Origin of the sequence: Profundibacterium mesophilum KAUST100406-0324 (genome assembly GCF_009835145.1) — a bacterium.
GTDB lineage: Bacteria > Pseudomonadota > Alphaproteobacteria > Rhodobacterales > Rhodobacteraceae > Profundibacterium > Profundibacterium mesophilum.
In genome coordinates this window covers 25,958-48,970 of the sequence record NZ_APKE01000033.1, presented here as the reverse complement: position 1 = coordinate 48,970, position 23,013 = coordinate 25,958, and the positions used below count along the sequence as shown (strand labels likewise).

At 66.8% G+C, this 23,013-nt stretch carries 22 protein-coding genes and 1 tRNA gene; 8 read left to right on the top strand and 15 right to left on the bottom strand.

The features are described from left to right. Positions 1-54 precede the first annotated feature (54 nt). The 5 genes from PMES_RS13200 to PMES_RS13180 form a co-directional block, all read right to left on the bottom strand. Entirely contained in the window at positions 55-564 is a 510-nt protein-coding gene (locus PMES_RS13200; protein WP_159966191.1) for a CarD family transcriptional regulator, read from the bottom strand. Positions 565-952: 388 nt separating this feature from the next. Then, positions 953-1,291 carry a ferredoxin FdxA gene (gene fdxA / locus PMES_RS13195; protein ID WP_159966190.1) on the bottom strand — a complete coding sequence of 113 codons (339 nt, stop codon included), beginning with the start codon at positions 1,289-1,291 and terminating at the stop codon, positions 953-955. A 48-nt stretch (positions 1,292-1,339) separates the two neighbouring features. Continuing rightward, a complete protein-coding gene (locus PMES_RS13190) occupies positions 1,340-1,729 on the bottom strand; it encodes an RNA-binding S4 domain-containing protein (protein ID WP_159966189.1) in 390 nt (129 codons plus the stop codon). A gap of 4 nt (positions 1,730-1,733) precedes the next feature. Further along, the gene (locus PMES_RS13185) at positions 1,734-4,796 is read right to left on the bottom strand and encodes a helicase-related protein (RefSeq protein WP_159966188.1); all 3,063 of its coding nucleotides are present in this window, start codon (positions 4,794-4,796) and stop codon (positions 1,734-1,736) included. Positions 4,797-4,920: 124 nt separating this feature from the next. Further along, positions 4,921-5,481, bottom strand: a complete 561-nt coding sequence (locus PMES_RS13180) for a tetratricopeptide repeat protein (protein ID WP_236549806.1) — start codon at positions 5,479-5,481, stop codon at positions 4,921-4,923. Between the two features lie 75 nt (positions 5,482-5,556). Between PMES_RS13180 and PMES_RS13175 the strand changes: the two genes are divergently transcribed. Both PMES_RS13175 and PMES_RS13170 read left to right on the top strand, forming a co-directional pair. Further along, positions 5,557-5,844 (top strand): SCP2 sterol-binding domain-containing protein, encoded by a 288-nt coding sequence (locus PMES_RS13175; RefSeq protein ID WP_159966279.1) that lies wholly within the window; start codon positions 5,557-5,559, stop codon positions 5,842-5,844. Between the two features lie 35 nt (positions 5,845-5,879). After that, positions 5,880-6,815, top strand: coding sequence for an alpha/beta hydrolase (locus PMES_RS13170; RefSeq protein WP_236549805.1), 936 nt, complete (start codon positions 5,880-5,882; stop codon positions 6,813-6,815). A gap of 25 nt (positions 6,816-6,840) precedes the next feature. Here the strand turns inward: PMES_RS13170 and PMES_RS13165 are convergent, their stop codons facing one another. The 4 genes from PMES_RS13165 to PMES_RS13150 form a co-directional block, all read right to left on the bottom strand. Then, positions 6,841-7,554: a proteasome-type protease gene (locus tag PMES_RS13165; RefSeq protein WP_159966186.1), complete on the bottom strand. Its 714-nt coding sequence runs from the start codon at positions 7,552-7,554 to the stop codon at positions 6,841-6,843. 206 nt (positions 7,555-7,760) lie between these two features. Continuing rightward, positions 7,761-8,582 carry a transglutaminase family protein gene (locus tag PMES_RS13160; RefSeq protein ID WP_159966185.1) on the bottom strand — a complete coding sequence of 274 codons (822 nt, stop codon included), beginning with the start codon at positions 8,580-8,582 and terminating at the stop codon, positions 7,761-7,763. Further along, positions 8,573-9,532, bottom strand: a complete 960-nt coding sequence (locus tag PMES_RS13155; protein ID WP_159966184.1) for an alpha-E domain-containing protein — start codon at positions 9,530-9,532, stop codon at positions 8,573-8,575. Before PMES_RS13155 ends, PMES_RS13160 begins: the two co-directional genes overlap by 10 nt. Before the next feature lie 4 nt (positions 9,533-9,536). Further along, a complete protein-coding gene (locus PMES_RS13150) occupies positions 9,537-10,964 on the bottom strand; it encodes a circularly permuted type 2 ATP-grasp protein (RefSeq protein ID WP_159966183.1) in 1,428 nt (475 codons plus the stop codon). Between the two features lie 237 nt (positions 10,965-11,201). Here PMES_RS13150 and PMES_RS13145 point away from each other — a divergent pair, with 237 nt between their 5' ends. From PMES_RS13145 to PMES_RS13130, 4 genes are all read left to right on the top strand, one after another. After that, entirely contained in the window at positions 11,202-12,263 is a 1,062-nt protein-coding gene (locus PMES_RS13145) for a ligase-associated DNA damage response exonuclease (RefSeq protein WP_159966182.1), read from the top strand. A 121-nt stretch (positions 12,264-12,384) separates the two neighbouring features. After that, positions 12,385-13,995: an ATP-dependent DNA ligase gene (locus PMES_RS13140; RefSeq protein ID WP_159966181.1), complete on the top strand. Its 1,611-nt coding sequence runs from the start codon at positions 12,385-12,387 to the stop codon at positions 13,993-13,995. Further along, positions 13,992-15,077, top strand: coding sequence for an endonuclease/exonuclease/phosphatase family protein (locus PMES_RS13135; protein ID WP_159966180.1), 1,086 nt, complete (start codon positions 13,992-13,994; stop codon positions 15,075-15,077). The genes PMES_RS13140 and PMES_RS13135 overlap by 4 nt, the downstream gene beginning before the upstream one ends. A 68-nt stretch (positions 15,078-15,145) precedes the next feature. Next, the gene (locus PMES_RS13130; protein ID WP_159966179.1) at positions 15,146-16,984 is read left to right on the top strand and encodes a M3 family oligoendopeptidase; all 1,839 of its coding nucleotides are present in this window, start codon (positions 15,146-15,148) and stop codon (positions 16,982-16,984) included. Positions 16,985-17,068: 84 nt separating this feature from the next. Here the strand turns inward: PMES_RS13130 and PMES_RS13125 are convergent, their stop codons facing one another. The 3 genes from PMES_RS13125 to PMES_RS13115 all read right to left on the bottom strand — a co-directional run bounded on the left by PMES_RS13125 (position 17,069) and on the right by PMES_RS13115 (position 20,311). Beyond that, positions 17,069-18,043: a Gfo/Idh/MocA family protein gene (locus PMES_RS13125; RefSeq protein WP_159966178.1), complete on the bottom strand. Its 975-nt coding sequence runs from the start codon at positions 18,041-18,043 to the stop codon at positions 17,069-17,071. A gap of 118 nt (positions 18,044-18,161) precedes the next feature. Then, positions 18,162-19,058 (bottom strand): RNA polymerase sigma factor RpoH, encoded by an 897-nt coding sequence (gene rpoH, locus PMES_RS13120; RefSeq protein ID WP_159966177.1) that lies wholly within the window; start codon positions 19,056-19,058, stop codon positions 18,162-18,164. A gap of 197 nt (positions 19,059-19,255) precedes the next feature. Next, on the bottom strand, positions 19,256-20,311 hold the full coding sequence (locus PMES_RS13115) for an RluA family pseudouridine synthase (RefSeq protein ID WP_159966176.1): 1,056 nt from the start codon (positions 20,309-20,311) through the stop codon (positions 19,256-19,258). On the opposite strand from PMES_RS13115, the gene PMES_RS13110 reads away from it, so the two are divergent. Then, positions 20,310-20,624: a DUF6476 family protein gene (locus PMES_RS13110; protein WP_159966175.1), complete on the top strand. Its 315-nt coding sequence runs from the start codon at positions 20,310-20,312 to the stop codon at positions 20,622-20,624. The genes PMES_RS13115 and PMES_RS13110 overlap by 2 nt on opposite strands. 49 nt (positions 20,625-20,673) lie before the next feature. Here the strand turns inward: PMES_RS13110 and PMES_RS13105 are convergent. Next, positions 20,674-20,750: transfer RNA gene (locus PMES_RS13105), tRNA-His, on the bottom strand. Between the two features lie 126 nt (positions 20,751-20,876). On the opposite strand from PMES_RS13105, the gene PMES_RS13100 reads away from it, so the two are divergent. Continuing rightward, a complete protein-coding gene (locus PMES_RS13100) occupies positions 20,877-21,071 on the top strand; it encodes a DUF6324 family protein (protein ID WP_159966174.1) in 195 nt (64 codons plus the stop codon). Here PMES_RS13100 and PMES_RS13095 read toward each other — a convergent pair. Both PMES_RS13095 and PMES_RS13090 read right to left on the bottom strand, forming a co-directional pair. Then, the gene (locus tag PMES_RS13095) at positions 21,058-21,513 is read right to left on the bottom strand and encodes an MmcB family DNA repair protein (protein ID WP_159966173.1); all 456 of its coding nucleotides are present in this window, start codon (positions 21,511-21,513) and stop codon (positions 21,058-21,060) included. The genes PMES_RS13100 and PMES_RS13095 overlap by 14 nt on opposite strands. Positions 21,514-22,014: 501 nt before the next feature. Continuing rightward, positions 22,015-22,860 carry a DUF481 domain-containing protein gene (locus tag PMES_RS13090; RefSeq protein WP_159966172.1) on the bottom strand — a complete coding sequence of 282 codons (846 nt, stop codon included), beginning with the start codon at positions 22,858-22,860 and terminating at the stop codon, positions 22,015-22,017. Between the last annotated feature and the right edge of the window lie 153 nt (positions 22,861-23,013).

Sequence of the window (23,013 nt, the reverse complement as noted above, 5' to 3'; positions counted from 1 at the left end):
CCGCCCGCCAAGGCCATGGCGGACGGTTTTCATTGAGCGTCGACAGGCGCGGCTTCAGGCGGCTCGGCTGACAAGCACCTCGTCCACCTGGCGCTGGGCGGCATCCTCGTCGCCGCCTGACACGGCCGCGATCTCGCGGGTCAGGCGTTCAAGCGCCGCCTCGTAGAGCTGGCGCTCGGAGTAGCTCTGCTCGCGCTGATCATCCGCCCGGTGCAGATCGCGCACCACTTCGGCGATGGCGATCAGATCGCCGGAGTTGATCTTCTGCTCGTATTCCTGGGCACGGCGCGACCACATCGCCTTTTTGACCTTGGCCTTGCCCTTCAGCGTGGTCATCGCTTTCGTCACCACGTCGGGCGAGCTCAGCGAGCGCATTCCGACCTCGGTCGCCTTGTGCGTCGGCACACGCAGCGTCATCTTGTCCTTCTCGAAGGAAATGACGAACAGCTCCAGCGAGATGCCGGCGATCTCCTGCTCCTCGATGGAGACGATCTGGCCCACGCCATGGGCCGGGTACACGACAAACTCGTCAGGACGGAATTCGGATTTCTTGGCTTTGCTCATGACAGACTATAATTCCCAAAAGGGCCCCATGTTAGGTGCGACAGAAGACGCCGGATGCAAATTCCATGCCCCGCCGCACCATGTATCCCATGATGATCCAACCAGTCCGGGACATCCGGGCAGGCGTGGAAACTGTCGCTTGAATACAATATAGCAGAAAATGCGTGCCGGGAAAAGTCTCCCCGTACGTGCAGGCCGCCTTGCATGGCCTAAGCTTTCAGGCCCGGTCCGGGCGGCGGCCCCCGCAGCCATCGATGCGGGCAGGCGGCGGCTGCGGGGAACGTCTCGCTCAGGCCGAGCCCGCGGATTGGCGATGCGGGACCGTATCCCGGACCGGCGCCCGCGGCGGGCGCGTTCGCGCCCCGCCCGCGCAGCCCTCAGCTGGGTATCAGCCCCCCTCGCCGGGCGTTTCGGAGAAATACTTCTCCAGCTTTTCCGTCTCGCCATCCCGCTCCTCGGCTTCGGGAAGGGGATCCTTCTTGGTGATGATCACCGGCCAGGCCTCGGAATACTTGCGGTTGAACTCGACCCATTTCTCCATGTCCGGCTCGGTGTCGGGACGGATCGCATCGGCGGGGCATTCGGGCTCGCAGACGCCGCAGTCGATACATTCATCGGGATGGATCACCAGCATGTTCTCGCCCTCGTAGAAACAGTCCACGGGGCACACCTCGACGCAGTCGGTGTATTTGCAGGCGATGCAGTTATCGGTGACGATATAGGTCATGTGCAGGATCCTCGGCGTGTCGGGCGACACCTAGACCGGTGCCGGATATCATTCAAGCGGACCGAAGCCCTTAGGACGCATGTCGCGGCGGTCCTTCTTGCCGGGACGACCCTTTCCCTCGAAACGAGGCGCGGGGGGGACGATCTCCGCATCCCGAACGGGGGCCGGTGTAAGGTCCTCGTAGAGAAGCTGCGCCTCGGGAGCCGGACCGCGCCGCGTCCCGAGCGCGACGACCCGCACGACCCTGATCGTGTTGCCCTGTGCGAAGGTCAGGACCTGTCCCGGCAGGATACAGGAAGACGGCTTGTTCACGCGCGTGCCGTCGACGCGGATGCCGCTCGTGACCATCTTGGCCGCGAGACTGCGCGATTTGAAGAACCGTGCGAACCACAGCCATTTGTCGAGACGGAGGCGCTCCTGCGCCTGTGGGTCGCTCACCCGCTCAGCTCTTGTCGTTGAAACCCATCAGGGCCGCGGCGAAGGGATTGTCGGGGTCGATCTGCTTTTCCTTGCGCGGCGGGCGAGCCTGGGCCGTGACGGGCTTGCCGCCCTTGGCGGTCCGGCCCTGCTCCTCGCCGCGGCCGCGCGGCTTGCCGCCCTTCCGGCCCTGCGGCTTGTTGCCCTGCGGCTTGCCGCCCTGCGGGCGCTCGGCGCGCCCGCGATTGCCGCCCCGCTCCGCCCGTCCGCGGTTACCGACCCAGGTGAAGGTGTAGAACGCCTCCATTTCGGGCGGCGCGCCGGGGCCGGGCTGTCCCGGCGTGTCCGGCACCTCGACGGGCGGGGGTGCGGGCCCCTCGTCCGGTGCCTCGCCGGGGCGCTCGCTCGGTGGCGATGGCGGTGTCTCGACCGGATCGGGATCGGGCACGTCCGAGGGGGGCGCCTGGGGGATCTCCGGTGTGCCGTCACCGGCCTGCGCCGCTTCGGCATCGGGACGCGCGTCGACCTCGCTTGCGCCGGGCGCGCCGGGCTGCGCCGCATCGGCGGCGATATCCGGTGTCTGTGCGCCGGGTTCGGGGGCTTCGACCTCGCTCGTGCCCGGATTGCCCGGATCGGCGACGGCATCGCCGTCCTGGCCGCCGGTATCCTTGCGCGCCTCGACCTGGCTGGTGCCCGCCGCGGCCGGCTTGACCTTGGCCCGCTCGCCCTTCTCGCCCTTGTAGCCCAGACCGCCCATCAGGTCGGCGAACTGCTCCAGCGTCATCCCGGTGATCGACAGCATGTCCGGCGTCGCCTCGAACCCGCGGCGGCTGTCCTGGCTGCGCAGCATGTCGGCGAGACGCTCGAGCATGTCGATGCGGATCGCGCGCTCGCCCGCGGGCTTGTAGCCCGACATCAGGTAAGTGCCCTGCGCCGCCGCGCTGTCGACCGGGATCGTCACCAGCCCCGGGGGCGGACTCTCGGGAAATTCCGACATGTTGCGCGCCAGCGACCACAGCACCAGACGCAGGCGCGTCGGCGCGGGCTTGAGCAGGAGCGGCAGGAAGATTGTGAACTGCCCGAAGCGCACGCCATGCTTGCGCAGCGCGCCGCGCGCCTCCTGGTCGAGATCCTTGACCTCGCCGGCAACCTCGTCGCGCGGCACGATGCCGAAGCCCTCGAGGAGCCTGAAGGCAAAGCCACGCGCAAGCCCCGTCAACGCCTCGTCGCGGCTCATCGCGAGCAGCGGCTCGAACTGGGTGGCGATCTTGCGATCGATGAAATGCTGCAGACGGCGCTGCACCTTCTGGAGCACTTCGGGGCCGGCTTCATCATCGACGAAGGCCTGCGCCTGCGGCTTGAGAGGATCGGAGCCCGCGACGAGCTTGCCGACCGCCTGATCGCCCCACATGAAGCCACCCTGCTCGGTGAAATCCATCTCGGTGTCGGGCGCGTTGTAGAAGCGGTCCGCCCTGAGATGGAACTGCGGCGCGAGCGCGCTCAGCCCCGCCTGCTTCAACGTCTTCGCCTCGTCGCCAGAGGCGCTCGCATCCTGGCGGAAGCGGAATCCCTCAAGCCGTCCCACGAATTGACCTTCGACGGTCACCTCGCCCTTATCGTTCACCTCGGCCACAAGGCTCTCCTTCTGCTTGAGCCGGCGCAGCAAAACCGATGTGCGCCGATCCACAAATCTCTGCGTCAACGCCCCGTGCAGCGCATCCGACAGGCGATCTTCTACAGCGCGGGTCGCCCCGCGCCAATGGCTTTCGTCATCGACCCAACCCTTGCGCTGGGCCACGTAGGTCCAGGTCCGGATATAGGACAATCGCTTGCTCAACGCATCGATGTCCCCATCGGTTCGATCGATCCTCTTCACTTGCCGCGCGAGCCAGTCATCCGGCACGCGGCCCCATTCGTGGAGGAAGCCGAAGATGCGTGTCAGCATCCCGGCATGCTCCCCGGTGCTGATGCCCCGGAAGTCGGGAATCCGGCACACGTCCCACAAGAGGCGCACCGAGGTCGCATCGCGGCAGCGCGCGAAGATGTCGGGCTCGGCGGCGAGCGCCTTCAGGGCCGCAAGATCGTCCGATTCGCGGGTCCGGCTCAGGCCCTGCACCGTGGTCGGCGCCTCCAGCGAGGCGATCAGCGCCTCGGAATTGCGAAAATCGAGCCGTGCGTTGCGCCACTGCAGAACCTTGATCGGGGCAAAGCGATGCGCGGTGATGGCCTCGACCACCTCCTCGTCGAGCGGCGAGGCCTCGCCGGTCACGCCAAACGTGCCGTCGTTCATGTAGCGCCCGGCCCGCCCGGCGATCTGCGCCAGCTCGCTCGGCATGAGATAGCGCATCCGCCGCCCGTCGAACTTGCTCAGGCCCGAGAAGGCCACGTGATCGATATTCAGGTTGAGCCCCATGCCGATCGCGTCCGTCGCCACGAGATAGTCGACATCGCCGTTCTGATACATCTCGACCTGGGCATTGCGGGTGCGCGGGCTGAGCGCTCCCATCACCACTGCCGCCCCGCCCTTCTGCCGGCGCAGGAGCTCGGCGATCGCGTAGACATTCTCCACCGAGAAGCCGACGATGGCGCTGCGCGGGCGCATCCGGCTGATCTTCTTGGCACCGCTGTAGATCAGGGTCGAGAACCGCTCGCGGCGCATGAACTGCGCCTCCGGCACCAGCGCGGCGATCGCCTGGCGCATCGTCTCGGCACCCAGAAACAGCGTCTCATGTGTTCCGCGGGCACGCAGCAAGCGGTCGGTGAAGACATGCCCGCGCTCGGGATCGGCGCAGAGCTGGACCTCGTCGATGGCCAGGAAATCGGTGCCCATCCCCTCCGGCATCGCCTCCACGGTGCAGACCCAGTATTGCGTGCGCGGCGGCACGATCCGTTCTTCGCCGGTCACCAGCGCAACGACATTGGGCCCGCGTACCGCGACGATCCGGTCATAGACCTCGCGCGCCAGCAGCCGGAGCGGCAGGCCGATGATACCGCTGCGATAACCGAGCATCCGCTCGATCGCGTAATGGGTCTTGCCGGTATTGGTCGGGCCGAGAACCGCGGTGATCCGTCCTTGATGTGAGCTCATGGAAAGGGGCGCCTGCGTTCCTGGGGAAATTCGTAGATGCGCAATGAGGGGGGCCAAGACAACCCCGCGCCGTCAAACTCTCGGCGCGAAACACGGGCCGGCGCCGCACCGCCTTGCACCATACTCAGATCTCGGCCCCTTCGACCGCGCGCTGCAGGCGGCTCATCGCGGCGGCAAGGCCCTCCTGCGAGGGGTTGAGCCTCTCGACCTCGCGCCAGGCCGCAAGCGCACGTTCGGGCCGGTCCAGCGCTTCCAGGATCAGCGCGAGCCCCGTGATGGCGCCGAAATGGCGCGGGTTGAGCGCCAGCGCCATGCGCAGATCGTCGAGCGCCTCGCCGTAGCGGTCGAGCTGGAAATAGGCGGCCGCCCGCGCGTTGTAGCCTTCGGCGAATTCCGGCGCATGGTCGATCAGCGCCCCCAGGTGACCGAGCGCAAGCGCCGTCTCGCCGCCCGCCATCGCCTCGCGCGCCCGATCGAGCAGCAGATCCATCGCCGGCGAGCCCGAGCGTGACCATTCCTTCTGGATCCTCTCGACGATCTCGTCGGCCGCCGCGCCCTCGGCGTCCTGCAGGGCTGCGAAGAGATCGGGCAAGCTCTCGTTTTGCTGCGCGGCGGCGGGGGCCGCGGCGCAGAGCAGCACCGCAAGTGCCGCGACGACAGGTTTGAGCTCGCTTTTCGATCGCATCATAATATCTGGGAGAGTAACGCAACGCGGCGCGAATGCACCCCCGCCGCTTCACCGATCACAAGGAAATGACGCATGAGCGATCTCATCTCGCAAGCCGTGAGCGAACTGAACACCAAGCTTGGCGGGAGCTTCGACGGCTCCGCCCGCTTCGTGATCGAGGACGAGGGCACGATCATGATGGACGAGGCCGGCGCCCGCGCCGAGGATGGCGAGGCCGATGTGACCCTGAGCGCCGATGCCGAGACCTTCAAGGAAATCCTCGACGGGGCGCTGAACCCGACCACCGCTTTCATGTCCGGCAAACTCTCGGTGGATGGCGACATGGGCACGGCGATGAAACTCGCCGGGGCGCTGTCCTGACCGATCCGAACCGGACCGCCCCCCTCTTCGCCGAAGTGGCCCATGGCCCCGAGGGGGGCGCGGCCTTCTGGGTTCATGCCGATGACGGGGTTCGCCTGCGGGTGGGGCACTGGCGGCGTGCGGGCGGCGCGCGCGGCACGGTGCTGCTCTTTCCGGGGCGCACCGAATACATCGAGAAATACGGCGACGCGGCCAAGGTCCTTGGCGCGGCGGGTTATGACACGCTTTGCATCGACTGGCGCGGACAGGGCCTGTCGGACCGGCTCGCCTCCGGCACGCCGCTCAGCGGTCACGTGGCCCATTTCACCGATTACCAAAGGGACGTGGCCGCGATGCAGGATGCGGCCCGCGCGCTCGATTTGCCGCGCCCGTGGCTTCTGCTTGCCCATTCGATGGGCGGCGCGATCGGACTTCGCGCCCTGCATGACGGGCTCGATGTCGCGGCAGCGGCCTTCTCGTCACCCTTCTGGGGGCTGAACCTGCCGCGCCACATGCGGATGGTGGCCCATTCGCTGGCTCGCCTGACACGCGACACGCGGTTCGAATCGCGCTTTCCGCCCGGCGTCGCCCGCAGCGTCTATACCCGCGACGGCGATTTCGAGCAGAACCTGCTGACCGGGGATGCCGAGATGTATGGACGGCTGGTGACGCAGGTCACGGCCCATCCCGAGCTGGCCCTTGCCGGCCCGAGCCTGCGCTGGGTCGGGGAGGCGCTTCACGACACCGCCACGCTGCAGGCCCTGCCCTCGCCCGATCTTCGGGCGATCGCGATCCTGGGCAGTCGCGAACAGATCGTCGATCCGGAGGCGATCCGCGAGCGGATGGCCCGCTGGCCGCGCGGTCGGCTGATCGAGATCGAGGGCGCCCGTCACGAGGGGTTGATCGAGACGCCCGAGCGGCGGGCCCGGATCTATGCCGAGATCCGCACGCTGTTCGACGCGGCCTGCGCTCCGCTCGCGGCGGAGCACTGAGCGCTCCTGCCGCAAGGCACATGGATCAGACCGTGATGGCGCTGAACGCGTCGCGAAGGGCGTTCGACCAGGCCGCGCTCATCGCGTGGAACGTCTCGTCATCCGCCTCGATGCGGCGCGAGATCGACACGCGGCAGGTATCGGCCTCGATCACCACCAGATCGAGCGGCATCCCGACGCTGAGATTGGAGCGCAAGGTGGAGTCCATCGACAGCAGCACCGCCTTCTGCGCATCGTCGAGGCTGGTCTGCGGCGTCACCACGCGGTCGATCAGCGGCTTGCCGTACTTGTGCTCGCCGATCTGCATGTAGGGCGTGTCCGGGGTCGCCTCGATGAAATTGCCTTCGGGATAGATCAGGAAAAGGCGCATCGCGCCCCCGCGTCTCTGCCCGGCCACGATCATCGACGCCTTCGCGCTCTGCGCCTGCCCCGACATCTTCTGCGAGACCTCCCGGCTGACATCGGACAATGTCTTGCCGATGATCTCCGCCACCTCGAGCATGCTCGCGGCCTCGAGGATCGAAGGGCCGTCGCCCTCGGCCGCCTCGGTCAGGCGCGCGATCGCGGTCTGTGTCACCGACAGGCTGCCAGCGGTCATGATCGAGATCACCCGCTCACCCGGCTGCTCGAAGGTGAACATCTTGCGATAGGTGGAAATGTTGTCGACACCGGCATTCGTGCGGGTGTCGGAAAGCAGGACAATGCCGGCATCCAGCAATAGTCCGACGCAGTAGGTCATGTTTGGTAAGCCCCAGAAAGGATCGGCTGTTTATCTAAGTCCGTCCGGGCGCGCTTGCAACGGCGCCGCGTCACGGTAACGTCGCGGCCCGGTGGTTGGTTGCCGCATCGCACATATGGGGGCGAAGGGCGGACCGCCGGCCGTGGGACCGGGCGGCGCCGCGTACTGCGTCCGCCGAGGGGACACGGCACGCGGCGTTCCTCGAGTTATTGCTGGCTGGCGTCCAGCACGTGCAGATCGACCGCGAGCGTCTCGGCGCCCTGACCCGTGGCCATTCCCCGGATCGGGGCCGCACCAGCCGCGTCATGCCCCGAGCCCAGCCGGATATAGAGATCGTTCGGGCAGCAGCGATTGGCCGGATCGAAGCCGACCCAGCCCAGCCCGTCGACATGGATCTCGGCCCAGGCATGGCTTGCCTGGTGCAAGGTGCCGTCGGCGGTCGCGTGGAGATAGCCGGTCACGTAACGCGCCGGCATGTCCGCGCAATGCGCCATGGCGATCAGTGCATGGGCCTGATCCTGGCAGACGCCACGGCCCAAGGCCAGCGCTTCCGCCGCGGTCGTGTCCGATTCGGTCTCGCCGGGCTGGTAGGTGATCGCCTCCGCGACCGCCGCCGCGAGCCCGTGGGCCGCGTCGAGCCCGCCACCGGTGGACGCGATGACATCGGCCGAAAGCTCCGCCAGCGCCGGGTCCGCCCGGGTCATGCGGCTGGCGCGCAGGTAGGCGAGCGGCGGGACCTTCTCGACATGGCCGCGCAGGATGCCCGAAAGATCCTGCGTCTCGACCTCGCCGCTGACGCGCACCGTGACCTGCTCGACCGGGCCGCGGATGACCACCGTCTCGATCAGATCACCGGCGCCGTCGCGGAAACTCGCGCCGCGCCGCACCGAGGGCGCGTCGATATCGACCCGCCAGTCGATGATCTTTTGACCGGCATAGACCGAGGGCCACATGCGCAGGCTCTGGATCAGACCCGACTTGGCCGGCTCGTAGGAGTAGCTCGTGGAATGGGAGACTTTCAGTCGCATCGTGCCACCCCGCTCAGATATGTGCCGCTGACCACGGAGGCCAGTGCGTCGACCTCGCCCACGATCCGGGTCAGGAATTCGTGCAGCCCTTCGTCGAAGACATCCTCGATCGTCATCCGCTGCAGCTGCTCTACAAGGGCGCGCGCGGCGTTCTGCGCCGGCGTGCTGCGTCCGTAGCTGCGTGCCAGACGCTCCAGATGGCTCAGCGCGCCTTCGGCGGAGGACATCAGCGAGCGCGGCGACATCGGGTTGAAGACGAAGAAATCGACCATCTTCGAGGCCGTGATCTCGCCGCCATAGACCCATGAGAAGGCCCGCTGCGCCGACATCGCCCGCAGCAAGGTGCGCCACTGGTAATTGTCGAGCCCCGAACCCACGAAACTCACCTCCGGCAACAAGACGTAATATTTCACGTCGAGCAGCCGCGCGGTGCTGTCGGCCCGTTCGAGATAATGGCCGATATTGGTGAAATCGTAGCCGTCATTGCGCAGCTGGGTGGCCAGCCCCGCACCCCGGATGAGCGACGTGGTGCGCAGCGTCCAGTCCGTCAGATCGCTCAGGGGAAGACGCGAGCGTTCGGTGCGCGCGAAATCCTGCAGCTCCTGGAATGCGGTGTTGAGCGCGTCCCAGACCTGGCCCGTGAGGGCGGTGCGCACGATGCGGCCGTTCTCGCGCGCGCCGGTGATGCAGGAGGCGATCGAGGAGGGATTGTCGGTATCGAAGAACATGTGCGTCTCGATGTTCCGCTGGACCGCCTCGCCATACTTGTCGCGGAAGGCGGAGGCGGTGCCGCTCGCGGCGAGCACCGAATCCCATTCGTTCCTGTATCCCCCGCCCGTGTTGGGCAGCAGGGCATTGCGCGCGCCCACCTCGAGCAGGCGCGCATTCGTTTCGGCCCGCTCGATATAGCGGGCAATCCAGAAAAGGTTGGCGGCGGTTCTACTCAGCATGCCGTTACTCCGCCATTACCCAGGTGTCCTTGACCCCGCCGCCCTGCGACGAGTTCACCACCAGCGACCCTTCGGTCAGGGCCACGCGGGTGAGCCCGCCCGGAACCAGCTCGATCTGCTCGCCGACAAGGCAATAGGGGCGCAGGTCGACATGGCGCGGCGCGATCCCCTCCTCCACGAATGTCGGGCAGGTCGAAAGGGCGAGCGTCGGCTGGGCGATGTAGTTCTCGGGCCGCTCGCGGATCTTGGCCGCGAAGAGCTCGATCTCGCTTTGCGTGGCGCGCGGCCCGACCAGCATCCCGTAGCCGCCGGAGCCATGGACTTCCTTGACCACCAGCTCGCCGAGATTTTCCAGGACGTATTTGCAATCGTCCTTCTTGGCGCATTGCCAGGTGGGCACGTTCTTCAGGATAGGCTCCTCGCCGAGATAGAAGCGGATCATGTCCGGCACGTAGGTATAGATCGCCTTGTCATCCGCGACCCCGGCACCGGGCGCCGAGCAGATGCTCACGCCGCCGGAGCGATAGACGTTCATCAGCCCCGGAACGCCGAGCATCGAGTCGGGCCGGAAGCACAGCGGATCGATGAAGGGATCGTCGAGACGGCGATAGATCACATCGACCTTCTTCGGACCCTCGGTGGTCCGCATCCAGCAAAAATCGCCCTCGACGAAAAGATCCTGCCCCTCGACCAGCTCGACACCCATCATGTCGGCAAGGAAGGAATGCTCGTAATAGGCAGAGTTGAAATGGCCCGGCGTCAGGATGACAACGCGCGGCTCGCCGTCGCATTTCTTGGGCGCGACCGAGGCGAGCGTGCGCTTGAGCAGACCCGGATAGGTCTCCACCGGCGCGATCCTGTTCTCCTGGAAGAGCTGCGGGAACATGCGCATCATGATCTCGCGGTTCTCGAGCATGTAGCTCACCCCCGAGGGCGTGCGGCAGTTGTCCTCGAGTACGAAGAACTCGTCGGGGCCGGTGCGCACGAGGTCGATGCCGACGATATGGCTGTAGACGCCCTTGGGCGGAACGATCCCGCAAACGGCCGTCTCGTAGGCCTCGTTCTGGTAGACCAGGCGGCCGGGAATGCGGCCCGCCTTCACGATCTCGCCGCGCCCGTAGACATCGACGAGAAAGGCGTTGAGCGCCCGGGCGCGCTGCTTGATCCCGCGCTCGAGGCGATACCACTCATCGGCAGCGAAGACCCGGGGGAACATGTCGAACGGGATCAGCCGGTCGGGGCTGCCACCCTCGCCATAGACGGCGAAGGTGATGCCGATACGCCGGAACAGCGCCTCGGCCTCTGACTGCTTCATGTCCCGGAACTCGGCCGGCATGTCGCGGCTCCAGTCCTCCAGACCGCGATAAGGCGGCCGCACGGCGTCGCCTTGATACATTTCGTTGAAATAACGGGATATGGGATTTTGGCTCATACTCCAAGGATATGTGCGGCCGGCACCAAAAGGAAAGGCGTTTTCCTGCCGCTGCCTCCCGCCTCCTTGCCCCGCCCCCATTGCTCTGCCGCGCCTGCCACGGATCCGGGCGGGACCCGCGGCAAGGCGGTCCGGGCCTCCGGCCGCGCGCCGCCGAGCGGCCCTTGCCTTTGCCCCCACGCCTCGATGCCCGCCCCGGTGCTGGCGGCTGCGCAGCGCGGCCCTATATCGCCCCCCATGAGCGCGCTTCTGACCTTCACGGATGACGGCATCTACTGCCCCGAGGGCGATTTCTACATCGACCCCTGGCGCCCCGTGGACCGGGCGCTGATCACCCATGGGCATGCCGATCACGCCCGCGACGGGATGCGCCGCTATCTTGCCACCGATCTTGCCGCCCCGGTCATGCGTCACCGCCTCGGGGAGATCTCCCTCGAAACCCTGCGCTACGGCGAGCGGCGTGAGATCGGCGGCGTCACCGTCTCCTTCCATCCCGCCGGCCATGTTCCGGGCTCGGCACAGATCAGGGTCGAGCGCGGTGGCGAGGTCTGGGTCGCGTCGGGCGATTACAAGCTTGAGGATGACGGCCTGTCGACACCCTTCGAGCCGGTGCCGTGCCATGCCTTCATCACCGAGAGCACCTTCGGCCTGCCGGTCTTCAAGTGGCGCCCGCAGGCGGAGATCGCCGAGGCGATGAACGCATGGTGGCGCGGCAACGCGGCCGAGGGACGCGCTTCGATCATCGGGGTCTACGCGCTTGGCAAGGCCCAGCGCCTGATGCGGATGCTCGATCCGTCGATCGGCCCGATCCTCACCCACGGCGCCATCGAGAACACCAACGCGGTGCTGCGCGCCCAGGGCATCGCCCTGCCGCCGACCCTGCGCGTGACCCCTGATCTCGTCGCCAGGGATCATCCCGGCGCAATGGTGCTCGCCACCCCGTCTGCCCTTGGCACCCACTGGCCGCGCCGCTTCGGGCCGGCGCAGACCGCGCTCGCCTCGGGCTGGATGGGATTGCGCGGAGTGCGCCGGCGCCGCGCCGCGGATCGCGGCTTCATCATCTCCGATCACGCCGACTGGGCCGCGCTCAACACCGCCATCGCCGCCACGGGCGCCGAGCGCGTCTTCGTCACCCATGGCTACACCTCGATCTTCAGCCGCTGGCTGTCCGAGCAGGGTTACGACGCGGCCATCGTGCAAACCGCCTACGAGGGCGAGAGCCTCGACGATCCCGATCCCGCCACCGGCGAGGAGGCGGAAAAGGCACAGGGCACGCAGTCCCCGGCGGCCGCGCCATGACGCGGCACCGAGCCGGCACGGCCGCGCGGGAGACGGCCATGCTTATTCATCTTCGCCCAAATACCTCCGGGGGACCGGGGGCAGGCAGCCCCCGGCCCGTCCACGCCGCGCGGGTTTCGCGGTGAAGCGTTTCGCCGCCCTCTTCACCCGTCTCGACCAGACGACGCGCACCAACCTGAAGGTGGCGGCCCTCGCCGACTATTTCCGCGAGGCTGCCGATGCCGACCGCGTCTGGACCATCGCGCTCCTGTCGGGGCGCCGGCCCAAGCGCACCGTCACCACCACGCTCCTGCGCCGCTGGGCGGCCGAACAGGCCGGCATTCCGCTCTGGCTCTTCGAGGAGAGCTACCCGATCGTCGGCGATCTGGCCGAGACGATCGCCCTCATACTGCCGCCTCCCGAGGCGGTCTCGGATGCGCCGCTGACCCATTGGATCTCGCAGATCGGTGCACTGGCCTCCCTGCCCGAGGAAGAGCGCCGTGCCCGGGTGCTCGATGCGTGGTCGCGCCTCGAGCCGACCGAGCGTTTCGTCTTCAACAAGCTGATCACCGGCGGCTTTCGCATGGGGGTCAGCCAGAAGCTGATGACGCGTGCGCTCTCACAGGCGACGGGGATCGAGGAATCCGACCTGGCGCACCGCCTGATGGGCGACTGGCGCCCCGGCGAGACCAGTTTCGAGGCGCTCATCCTCGCGCCCGATCCGTCCGCCGACCTGTCGAAACCCTATCCCTTCTACCTCGCCTATCAGCTCGACGGCACACCGGACGCGCTGGGTGCGCCGGGTGCGTGGTTCGCCGAGCGCAAGTGGGACGGGATCCGTGGACAGCTGGTGCTGCGTGGCGGCGCCTGTTTCGTCTGGTCGCGCGGCGAGGAGTTGATCACCGACCGCTTTCCCGAATTCGCTCCACTCGCGGACGCACTTCCCGCCGGCACCGTGATCGATGGCGAGATCCTGGCCTGGAAGGAGGAGGCGCCGATGGCCTTTGCCGCGCTGCAAAAGCGGCTGGGGCGCAAGACGGTCCCCGCCAAGCTGCTCGCCGATGCGCCCGCGATCCTCTACGCCTACGATCTTCTGGAGGAGGGCGGCACGGATATCCGCGCCCTGCCCTTCGCCGAGCGCCGCGCACGGCTCGAGCGGCTTGTCGGCAATGCAGTGCGGGACACGGACCTGCCCCTGCGGCTCTCGCCCGAAGTGCCCTTCGCGGATTGGGACGCGCTGGCCACCGAGCGTGCCCGCGCGCGCGCGCTCGCCGCCGAGGGCGTCATGCTCAAGCGCCGCGACAGCCCCTACCGGGACGGGCGGCGCAAGGGCGACTGGTGGAAATGGAAGGTCGACCCCCTCTCCATCGACGCCGTCCTCATTTATGCCCAGCAGGGTCACGGCCGCCGCGCCAATCTCTTTACCGACTTCACCTTCGGCGTGTGGAGCGGTAATCAGCTCGTGCCCTTCACCAAGGCCTATTCCGGCCTGACGGACGCTGAGTTCCGCAAGATCACCGCATGGGTGCGCAAGAACACGCTCGAGCGTTACGGGCCCGTGCGCCACGTGACCCCCCATCATGTCTTCGAGATCGGCTTCGAGGGCATCCAGAAGAGCCCGCGCCACAAATCGGGAGTCGCGCTGCGTTTCCCGCGCATGTTGCGTTGGCGTCACGACAAGCCGCTGCAGGAGGCCAACAGCCTGGCCGACCTCGAAGCGATACTCGCGGCCTACGGAGGAAAGACCACTTGATACGCCTGATCTCGATCCTCGGGGGGGCGGCGCTCGCGCTGCTCGTCGCCGGCACTTTCCTGCCCCTGCTGCGCAGCGATGCGTGGTGGATCAGGATGCTCGATTTTCCAAGGATGCAGATCGCGGCGGGGATCGTGATCACCTGGGCGCTGATGGCCCTTGCCGGCGGGCTGCGCGGCGCGGCGGGGCGCTGGCTCAGCGTTCTGGCCGTGGTCGCGCTCGCGGTGCAGGGCATGCGGCTCTGGCCCTACCAGCCGCTTGCCGCGCCCATGGCTCCGCTTGCGCAGACCTGCGCCGAGCCGGACCGCCTGCGGGTCCTCGTGGCCAATGTCCGGCGCGACAACCGTCATGCGCCCGAGGTGCTGGCAATGGTGCGCCGACACGCCCCCGACATCTTCCTCGCGCTCGAGACGAACACCTGGTGGAACGAGGCCCTTGCCCCGCTCGAGCAGGACTACCCGGGACATATCTTCGATATGCCGCAGGACGCGACCTATTACGGAATGCATCTTTTCTCCGCCTACCCGCTGGAGGATGCCGAGATGCGCTATCCGTTCGGCACGGACACGCCGCTCCTCGTGAGCCGCATCGCCCATCCCTCGGGCACGTTCCGCTTCTTCGGCGTCCATCCCCGTCCGCCGCAGCGCGGCCAGTCGACGACGATGCGCGATGCGATCATCCTCGAAGCGGCGATCGAGGCGGGAGAAGGCGACAGCCCCGCCATCGTGGCCGGCGATCTGAACGCCACATCATGGGAGCGGACCGCCCGCCGGGCGCTGCGCCTCGGGCAGCTCGCCGACCCGCGCACCGGGCGCGGCCCGATGGTCAGTTTCGATGCGAAAAGCGCCTGGATGAAATGGCCGCTCGATCAGATCTACTTCCAAACCGGCTTCGCCCTGTCGGCATTCGAGGTATTGCCGGTGATCGGCTCGGACCATTATCCCGTCATGGCCGATCTGTGCATCGAGGAGGGCGGCACGCTGACGCTGCGCGCCCCAAAGGCGGATGATCTGGGCATTGCGCGCGAGACGATCTCCCGCGCCCGTGCCCTGCCGGGAGCCGCCCCGTCCGCCGAGGAGTGATCGCCCGCCCGCCTTGCACCATGCGCCCCGCGCACCTTATGTCAGGTGCAGCAAACAATGAGGTTCAGATGCGCACTCCCAGCCCCTTCCACGACGCCAATGCCTCCGCCGGCGGCAAGTCCTTCGGCGATCTGCCCGAATGGGACCTGAGCGATCTCTACGCCGCCCCCGACGCGCCCGAAATCGAGCGCGATCTCGACTGGCTCGACGCCGAATGCCGCAGCTTCGCGGCGGATTACGAGGGCAAGCTCGCCGAACTCGATGCTGCTGGTATGCGCGATTGCATCCACCGCTACGAGAAGATCGACAGCGTCGCGGGGCGGGTCATGTCCTATGCGGGCCTGCGCTACTACCAGAAGACGACCGATACGGGCCGCGCCAAGTTCCTGTCGGATGCACAGGATCGCATCACCAACGCGACCACGCCGCTGGTCTTCTTCTCGCTGGAGGTGAACCGGATCGAGGACGCCCGGCTCGACGCGCTCTTCGCGCAGGACGACGCCCTCGCCCGCTACCGGCCGATCTTCGAGCGCCTGCGCGCCATGCGCCCCCATCAGCTGTCGGATGAGCTGGAGCGTTTTCTCCACGATCAGTCGGTGGTCGGCGCGGCCGCCTGGAACCGGCTTTTCGACGAGACGATCGCCGGGCTCGAATTCGACGTCGAGGGCGAGGAGGCCGAGGGGCCGCTGGGGATCGAGGCGACGCTGAACCTGCTGAGCGATCCCGACCGCACCCGGCGCGAGGCCGCCGCCCAGGCCCTTGCCCGCGTTTTCGGCAAGAACATCGCGCTCTTCGCGCGTGTCCACAACACGCTCGCGAAGGAGAAGGAGGTCGAGGATCGCTGGCGCAACATGCCCAGCCCGCAGACCGGCAGGCACCTGGCCAACCATGTCGAGCCCGAGGTCGTCGAGGCGCTGCGTGATGCCGTGGTCGCGGCCTATCCGCGCCTGTCGCACCGGTATTACGAGCTCAAGCGCAAGTGGCTCGGCCTCGACAAACTGGAGGTCTGGGACCGCAACGCCCCCCTGCCAATGGAGGATCCGCGGCAGGTCGATTGGGACGAGGCCCGCGAGACGGTCATGACCGCCTATGCCGATTTCTCCCCGAAGATGGCCGAGATCGCCGAGCCCTTCTTCGACAAGGGCTGGATCGATGCCGGCGTGAAGCCCGGCAAGGCGCCCGGTGCCTTTGCCCACCCCACCGTCGCGGATGCGCATCCTTACGTGATGCTGAACTACCTCGGCAAACCGCGCGACGTGATGACCCTCGCCCATGAGCTTGGCCACGGGGTGCACCAAGTTCTCGCCGCGGGCCAGGGCGAGCTGCTCTCCTCGACCCCGCTGACCCTGGCCGAAACGGCATCGGTCTTCGGCGAGATGCTGACCTTCCGCAAGCTGCTCTCGCAGGCGCCGGACGCGAATGCGCGCAAGGTGCTGCTGGCCGGCAAGGTCGAGGACATGATCAACACCGTGGTGCGGCAGATTGCCTTCTACGATTTCGAGTGCAAGCTGCATGACGCGCGCCGCAAGGGCGAGCTGACCCCCGATGACATCAACGCGCTGTGGATGAGCGTTCAGGGCGAGAGCCTCGGGGATGCCTTCACCTTCATGGATGGCTACGAGACCTTCTGGGCCTATGTGCCGCATTTCGTCCACTCGCCCTTCTACGTCTACGCCTATGCCTTCGGCGACGGGCTGGTGAACGCGCTCTACGCCGTCTACGAGGAGGGCAATCCGGACTTCCAGGAGAAGTATTTCGAGATGCTGCGCGCCGGTGGCTCGAAGCACCACAAGGAGCTGCTGGCGCCTTTCGGCCTCGATGCCTCCGATCCGGCCTTCTGGGACAAGGGCCTTTCGATGATCGAAGGGATGATCGACGAGCTCGAGGCGATGGAAGCGCAGGGCTGAATCCTGCGCGCCGGGCGCACCGCGCATGCGCCCGGCGTTCTGAGGGGCGATCCCAGGGGTTGGGGCTGCGCCCTGCCCGCATGCTCAGGATGCGGGGGGCGCTGCCTCGAGGATCATGTCGATCATCGCCTGGGTGCCCCTGCTGAACTCGAGGCTGCAGGCATAATCCGCCTCTCCGCGCACCGCCGCGCAGAAATTCTCGACCTGAAGGACATAGTGATTGGCCGCGGGGAAACGCTCGGTCGTGACCTCCATCCCGCGATGCAGCTCGACACGCGCCTCGCCAAAGACACCGGCGTTGAAGGGGACGGGCAGCCGCATCACCCCTGTCTCGCCATGCAGGACGACCTCCTGCCGGGGATGCGCGCGCATCGAGGTCATGCCGCTGAAACTGGCGCCGCCGAGATCGGCCATGACATGGGCGGTCACATCGACGCCGTTCTCCCAGTCGATCCGCGCCGCAAGCGCGCTGGGCTCGGCGCCGGTCACGAAACGCGCAGCCCCGCAGGTATAGACCCCGATATCGGGAAGGGAGCCGCCGCCGGTCTCGCGGCGGTTGCGGATATTGCCCATGTCGGCCCGGTTGTCGTAGCTGAAGCGCGCGTCGATATGCACCAGCCGACCGATCGCGTTGTCCTGCACCAGGGTGCGGGCGCGTTGCCATTGCGGATGATGCACGATCATAAAGGCCTCGGCGGCGAGGCGTCCGGCGGCGTCGCGCGCCGCGATGAGCTGGTCGAAGGCGTCGGCTTCCATCGCGATCGGCTTCTCGCAAAGGACGTGCTTGCCCGCCTCTAGGGCCTTGAGCGTCCATTCAACATGAAGGTGGTTCGGCAGGGGGATGTAGACCGCGTCGATCGCGGGATCATCGAGAAGCGCGCCATAGCTGTCATGCAGGTGCAGCCCGGGATGGAAGGCGGCGAAACCGGCCGTCTTTTCGGGCGAGCCGCTGGCCAGTGCCACCAGCTCGGCCCCCTTGGCCGCGTGGATTGCCGGCGCCATCTGGTCGCGTGAGAACTTTGAGGCGCCCAGAATGCCCCAGCGGATGGTTCGTGTCATGCAAGGCCCCTTTTCGCCGGGCCGCCGCGCGGCCCCATGGCCCGTCATAACGCCGATGGCGCCCGCCGCGCAATCGCCGGGCGGACGCCATCAAGTTCCGAAAACCTTGCGCCGGCGATCAGGCTTCCGCCAGCATCCCCTTCTCCTGCGCCATCTCCGTCATCCGCTTTTGCAGCTTCTCGAAGGCGCGGACCTCGATCTGCCGGATGCGCTCACGGCTGACATCGTATTGGCCGCTGAGCTCCTCGAGGGTGACAGGCTGATCCTGCAGGCGGCGCTGCATCAGGATGTCCTTCTCGCGGTCATTGAGCGCATCCATCGCCGACATCAGCAAGGCACGCCGCGTCTCCAGCTCGTCGCGCGCCTCGTAATCGCCCGCCTGGTCGGCATCCTCGTCCTCGAGCCAGTCCTGCCATTGCGCGGCCCCCTCGCCATCGGCGCTGATCGTGGCGTTGAGCGAGGCATCGCCCCCCGACAGGCGCCGGTTCATCGAGACGACCTCGTCGGGCGTCACGCCCAGGTCGGTCGCGATCCGCTCGACATTTTCGGGGCGCAGATCGCCATCCTCGAGCGCGCCGATGCGGCTCTTGGCCTTGCGCAGGTTGAAGAACAGCTTCTTCTGCGCGCTGGTCGTGCCGAGCTTCACCATCGACCACGAGCGCAGGACGTATTCCTGGATCGCGGCGCGGATCCACCACATCGCATAAGTGGCGAGGCGGAAGCCCTTCTCGGGGTCGAACTTCTTGACCGCCTGCATGAGGCCGACATTCGCCTCGGAGATCACCTCCGATTGCGGCAGCCCGTAGCCGCGATAGCCCATCGCGATCTTGGCGGCGAGGCGCAGGTGGCTGGTGACCATCTTGTGGGCCGCCTCCGTGTCCTGATCCTCGACCCAGCGCTTCGCGAGCATGTATTCCTCTTCGGGCTCGAGCATCGGGAACTTGCGGATTTCCTGCAAGTAACGGTTCAAGCCCTGCTCGGGCGACGGTGCCGGAAGATTTGCATAGCCAGCCATGTTCAGTCCCTCCTGCGGGTTTTCCGCCTGTTTCCAATAAGATATGAAACAGGGCGGCAAATTCAAGATGCCGGGCCCTGCGCCGATGCAGAGAGTGCGTGCATTTAAGCGCTATCTGCGCGCATCTGCGCAGGGCCTTTGCCGTATTGACTGGATCACGCCCGACCGGCGCGATCGTTCCACGCGGAGGCGGTCCCTCACGCGCTCGTGTGCGCGGTATCCCCGCCAAGCGCCGCGAGAAGCGCCGCGAAATCGGCGGGCAGCGGGCTTTCGAACCGCATCCACCTGCTATCCGCGGGATGCGCGAAACCCAGCGTCTCGGCATGGAGCGCCTGCCGGGAAAAGCCCCGTGCGGCCTCCCATGCGGCATCACCGGCGATCTTCTGCGACAACTTGCGCCGTCCGCCATAGACCGGATCCCCGATCAGGCCATGCCCGGCATGGGCCATGTGGACCCTGATCTGATGCGTCCGCCCCGTCTCGAGCCGGCAGGAGACGAGCGCCGCCTGCCCGCCCGCGAGCGTCTCCTCGAGTGCCACATGCGTAACCGCGTGCCGCCCGCCCTCGAAGAGTACCGCCTGGCGCTGGCGGTCGTGCTTGTGGCGCGCGAGCTGGGTGGTGATGCGGATGCCGCCGCCCGCTTCGACCGACACGCCCCGCGTGCCCAGAAGGCGCGGATCAGCGCGGTCGGGTACACCGTGGCAGATCGCGAGGTATCGCCGCTCGGCGCTGTGGGCGGCGAATTGGGCAGCGAGCGCGTGATGCGCCCGGTCGCTTTTCGCCACGACCAGCAGGCCGCTCGTCTCCTTGTCGATGCGGTGCACGATACCCGGACGCCGCATCCCTCCGACCCCCGACAGCGTGCCGCCGAAATGATGCAGCAGGGCATTGACGAGCGTGCCCGACGGGCTGCCCGGGGCGGGATGCACCACCATGCCGGCCGGCTTGTCGATCACCACCAGGTCGTCATCCTCGTGGCGGATGTCGAGCGGGATATCCTCCGGCAGGATATGGCTCTCCTCGGCGCTTGGCACGGCGATCTCGATCACGTCGCCCTCCGCCACGCGCGCCTTCGGATCGTCCAGCACCGCGCCGCCGCGCCGCACCGCCCCTTGGGCGATCAGCTTGGCCAGCCGCGAGCGGCTCAGATGCGCCTCGACTGGCACGTCCCGGGCAAGTGCCTTATCAAGCCGTGTGGGCGGCGCTGGGCCGACGGTCACGGCCACGATGGCAGACGGCAAGGCAGACGACATGGATGACACCCCCGACACGCAGCCCCTCGCCGGGCTGATCTTCCTCAAATGGCTCGTGACGGGGCTCACCGCCACGATGCTGGTGGGGCTAGTAGTTCTGATCGTGCTCTTTGTCACCCGCTTCCCGGACCGCGCCACGGTGCCCCTGCCCGCCACGCTGCGCCTGCCTGCCGGGGTAGAGGCGATTGCCTTCACGCGCGGTCCCGACTGGCTCGGGGTCGTCACGGCCGATGATCGCATCCTGATCCTCGACGCCGCCACGCAGGAGCTGCGCCAGACGATCGTGATCGAGCGGGGGGACAGCGCACGCTGACAGGCGAAACCGTCCGCTCAGGTCGCTTCGTGATCTGGGGTGGGGGGGGTGGTACCACCGCCCCGGCTCGAACGGGGGACCTCCTGATCCACAATCAGGCGCTCTAACCAACTGAGCTACGGCGGCACACGCGCTGCGTTTAGCTTTTGGGAAAAACGAATGCAAGGGGGGCGGGACGGTTTTCATGACGACGGTGGCGGCTTGCGCAGCGCGGCGCGAGCCGCTAGCAGGCATCAACTTCGAGAGGGTATCATGGGCATCAACAAGCAAAGCGACGTCTCGGCCAACCTGCAGATCGGACCGACCTCGAGCGGCGCCGTCAGGCTTTATGTCGAGGGGGACGGGATCGACCTGCCGCTCGATTTCGAGCCCGACGAGGCCGAGGAAATCGCCGAGGAAATCGTCGCCGCGGCCAAGCAGGCCCGCAGCATCGCTAAAAAGAAGTAGCCCCCGGATCGCGCAGCCCCTGCAATCGCAGGGCGGCGTGACGGGCGAATTTCTGCACCATCACCTTGCGCCGCGCCGGCGCGAGCTTGGTTTCCGGTGCCATGCGCAAGATCTCGGCGTCATAGGCATCGGCGATGATGAGACCGCTTTCCGGTGGCAACAGATCGGTCGGAAACTCCGAATCGACCGCCCAGAAATACCGGTCGCACCATTCGAGGTAATTGTGCCACTTGCCGTCGGACATGAAGTCCGCCCGGCTCGACTTGCACTCGATCACCCAGATCTCGTTGCTGCGACCGAGCGCCATGACATCGACCCTGAGCCCCGAACGGGGCACCAGTTCCTCGACCGTGACCATGCCCAGATGCAGCAGGTGACGGCAGACGCCCCGCGCCAGAAGCTGGCCGGGCCGGGGAGAGGGCGAAGGACTGTCTTCGGGCATGGGCGCAGTGTGAACAAACCGAAAACACGAGGCAATGCGGCGTCCGGCCGCAGATCCCCCCGTGAAAACGGCCGCCATGGCCTTGCCGCGGGCGGGCCGCACCCCTATCTCCGGGTCAGGCGGGTTCTGCCCTTCCCGTGCCGGGGTCCAATTCCGGTGGCCTTAATCAATTCCGAGGGGGCTGGCTCTGCGCGGACCGTGGTTCACGTACCTGGCTCCCACCTGTGTAAACAGGTCCTCGGGAATTTACGCACCCTGACGGTTGCGGTGGTCCCGCCGATCTTTCCATCATGAAATGCCAGATCATGGCTCCCTGTCCGGGGGAGCCTGATGGTCGCCGGTCCGCGCCCCGCTTGCCTTCGCGCGCCCTGCCCGCGTCTTGCGCGGCTCGGCGCCCGGGGGGCCGCCTCATGGCAAGAAGGCCCGATACCGAGGTACCGGGCCTTCGCCATCGCGTGCCGAGCGCGACATGAGGGAAAACACGCGCGCCGGCGCGAAGGATCAGCGGAAGCTGTAGACCAGCGAAACCTTGACCGTGTTGTCGGTGTTCTCGAGACCGGCGGCCGGGTCGCTGTTGTAGTCGGTGAAGTAGCTCACGCGGGTGGAGAGCGTGTCGGTCATCGAAACGCTGACGCCCAGGTCATTGGTGACGCGGGTGTTGGCATCCGAGTAGAGCACGTCGGTGTCGTTGGTGACGAAGACACCGGGATTGATGCGGTAGAAGAAGCGCGAGGAGGCGATACCGGCCAGCTCGGTCTCTTCCCTGTTGTCGGCATCTTTCGTGTAACGCACGCCGGGGCCGGCCTGCAGGCGCCAGGCCATGTCCTGGTTGTTGATGATGCGGAAGCCGGGGCCGAAGCCGAGGAAGGCGTCGGTGACGAAGTCGTCGTTACGATCTTCGCTGGCGATGCCGTACTGGGCGCGGGCCAGGCCGAACATGTAGAACTGCTCGGTGAAGGAGCGGTTCACGTCATAGACGGCGTAGTAGTCTTCCTTGGTGGTCCGGTCATCGGCTTCGCCGACTTCGCCCAGGAAACCGAAGGTGTGGTTGTAGACGCCCTGGCCGTAACGGAAGCGGCCACCGAAGGAGAGATCGGCGGTGTCGCTGTTGCCCGAGGTCGCGGAAAGCGCGGCCGAGACGGAGCCGGTCCAGCCGGGAGCGAACTCGACGGAGCCGTAACGGGCAGCGTCTTCACCGCGGCTGATGTCGCGCTGGATGTCGCGGTTCAGGTCGCTGATGTTCTCCTCGACGGCACGGATGCCGGTGATGGTTTCCTGAGCGAAGGCCATCGGCGCGGCGACGGTCAGGGCAAGTGCGGAGACCGCGATCTTGGATACGAATTTCATGAGTGTAGATCCTTTCCCAACAAGGAGCCCGAGACCGAATGCGCCCCGGAAATCTTCCAGTTGCCAGTTACCTAGTCCGCGTTACTCATCAAGGGAAGCAAGTTTGAATCGTTATTCTATTGAGCATTACTCACTTGATTTTTAGCCGAAAAG

Excerpts from the sequence above, each read along its gene's own strand:
- PMES_RS13200 (WP_159966191.1), bottom strand. The coding sequence starts at position 564 with ATGAGCAAAGCCAAGAAATCCGAATTCCGTCCTGACGAGTTTGTCGTG.
- fdxA (WP_159966190.1), bottom strand. The coding sequence starts at position 1,291 with ATGACCTATATCGTCACCGATAACTGCATCGCCTGCAAATACACCGAC.
- PMES_RS13185 (WP_159966188.1), bottom strand. The coding sequence starts at position 4,796 with ATGAGCTCACATCAAGGACGGATCACCGCGGTTCTCGGCCCGACCAAT.
- PMES_RS13180 (WP_236549806.1), bottom strand. The coding sequence starts at position 5,481 with ATGCGATCGAAAAGCGAGCTCAAACCTGTCGTCGCGGCACTTGCGGTG.
- PMES_RS13175 (WP_159966279.1), top strand. The coding sequence starts at position 5,557 with ATGAGCGATCTCATCTCGCAAGCCGTGAGCGAACTGAACACCAAGCTT.
- PMES_RS13165 (WP_159966186.1), bottom strand. The coding sequence starts at position 7,554 with ATGACCTACTGCGTCGGACTATTGCTGGATGCCGGCATTGTCCTGCTT.
- PMES_RS13160 (WP_159966185.1), bottom strand. The coding sequence starts at position 8,582 with ATGCGACTGAAAGTCTCCCATTCCACGAGCTACTCCTACGAGCCGGCC.
- PMES_RS13155 (WP_159966184.1), bottom strand. The coding sequence starts at position 9,532 with ATGCTGAGTAGAACCGCCGCCAACCTTTTCTGGATTGCCCGCTATATC.
- PMES_RS13150 (WP_159966183.1), bottom strand. The coding sequence starts at position 10,964 with ATGAGCCAAAATCCCATATCCCGTTATTTCAACGAAATGTATCAAGGC.
- PMES_RS13145 (WP_159966182.1), top strand. The coding sequence starts at position 11,202 with ATGAGCGCGCTTCTGACCTTCACGGATGACGGCATCTACTGCCCCGAG.
- PMES_RS13130 (WP_159966179.1), top strand. The coding sequence starts at position 15,146 with ATGCGCACTCCCAGCCCCTTCCACGACGCCAATGCCTCCGCCGGCGGC.
- PMES_RS13125 (WP_159966178.1), bottom strand. The coding sequence starts at position 18,043 with ATGACACGAACCATCCGCTGGGGCATTCTGGGCGCCTCAAAGTTCTCA.
- rpoH (WP_159966177.1), bottom strand. The coding sequence starts at position 19,058 with ATGGCTGGCTATGCAAATCTTCCGGCACCGTCGCCCGAGCAGGGCTTG.
- PMES_RS13110 (WP_159966175.1), top strand. The coding sequence starts at position 20,310 with ATGGATGACACCCCCGACACGCAGCCCCTCGCCGGGCTGATCTTCCTC.
- PMES_RS13115 (WP_159966176.1), bottom strand. The coding sequence starts at position 20,311 with ATGTCGTCTGCCTTGCCGTCTGCCATCGTGGCCGTGACCGTCGGCCCA.
- PMES_RS13100 (WP_159966174.1), top strand. The coding sequence starts at position 20,877 with ATGGGCATCAACAAGCAAAGCGACGTCTCGGCCAACCTGCAGATCGGA.
- PMES_RS13095 (WP_159966173.1), bottom strand. The coding sequence starts at position 21,513 with ATGCCCGAAGACAGTCCTTCGCCCTCTCCCCGGCCCGGCCAGCTTCTG.
- PMES_RS13090 (WP_159966172.1), bottom strand. The coding sequence starts at position 22,860 with ATGAAATTCGTATCCAAGATCGCGGTCTCCGCACTTGCCCTGACCGTC.